The sequence below is a fragment of the Pseudoalteromonas sp. NH0006-26 genome (assembly GCF_057552415.1).
Map to the genome: position 1 here is coordinate 1 of NZ_BAAJMJ010000023.1, position 1,282 is coordinate 1,282.

At 41.0% G+C, this 1,282-nt stretch carries 1 protein-coding gene; it reads left to right on the forward strand.

Annotation, left to right across the window (positions count from 1 at the left end; all coding sequences use genetic code 11):
* Positions 1–52 precede the first annotated feature (52 nt).
* A protein-coding gene (locus AC27JR_RS16975; RefSeq protein ID WP_487174226.1) for an IS3 family transposase occupies positions 53–1,245 on the forward strand; the annotation gives its coding sequence in 2 pieces (ribosomal slippage) (positions 53–358 and positions 361–1,245; 1,191 coding nt in all).
* The last annotated feature ends 37 nt before the right edge of the window (positions 1,246–1,282 follow it).

The following is a 1,282-nucleotide window of genomic DNA, read 5'->3' on the forward strand; positions in this document are numbered from 1 at the left end:
TGCTCCTCACCCGTTTTAGTGGACACCTCCTCATTACTTTGAGGAGGCTAAAATGCCTAGATATACTCAACCTAGAAAGACATGGTTTTACCCAGTTAATTTTAAAATCAAAGCAGTCGAACTAAGCTTAAGAGACGATGTCATGTCAAAGGACGTTGCCGAGGCGCTAGATATTCATCCGTTAATGCTGAGTCGTTGGCGAAAAGAGTATCGAGAAGGTAAGTTTAAAAACGTACCGCGCTATCAAAGCAACAATGAAACAATGAGTAAACTCCCAACAAAAAAAGAGCTGGATAACATTCACAAGCTTAAGAAAGAAAATGAGCGTCTTAAGCAGGAGAATGACCTGCTAAAAAAGTGGCAACGGTATCTGGCGGAAGTACATCAGAACGATTTGGATTCATCCAAAAGTTCGGACAAGCCTTAGGCGTCAAATACTTGTGTTCTTGGCTTAATGTGTCGCGTAGTGGATTTTATGCTTGGCGTGAGCGTACAGTGTCAGCTAGAGCGCTGTCAGATGCTAATTTGTTGCTGAAGATAAAACACGTCTTCAATGTAAATCATCAAACCTATGGTAGCCCACGCGTATTTCATGCGCTAAAAAAAGAAGGTGTAAACACAAGCCAAAAACGTGTTGCCCGCTTAATGCGAGAAAACGGTTTAAGAGCCAGAGCTCTTAAGACTTACAGTAAACCGGCGAAGGTTAAGTTTTTCTACAAAGAAATAGAAAATAAACGCAAAGATAGTGAAAAGGCCACGGCAATCAACCAACAATGGTCTGGCGATATTACGTATTTAAAAGTCGGCGCTCGTTGGCATTACCTTGCTGTGGTTATCGACTTATATTCACGTCGAGTAATCGGCTGGGCGTTTGGTAAAAACAAAACAACGGAGCTTACGTTAAAGGCGCTAAGGCTTGCGATAAAAAAACGACAACCAACAGAAAGTGTATTATTTCACACTGACCGAGGCGCAGAATACCGTGCTCACGTTGTACAAAAGTATTTGGCTAGCAAAAACATCAAAGCCAGTATGAATAGACCCGGGTGCTGTACTGACAACGCAGAAGTCGAGTCGTTTTTTCATTCGCTTAAAGCAGATTTAATTCGAGGAAATAAATTTGATAGCAGCGGTAAACTATTATCAAAATTAAAGGTTTACCTAAATTATTTTTACAATAGACAGAGATTGCATTCGAGTTTAGGATATAAATCACCTGCCGAGTTTGAATTGGCAGTTAATTGAAACGTGGACGGTGTCCACTTTATCGGGTGAAGATCAC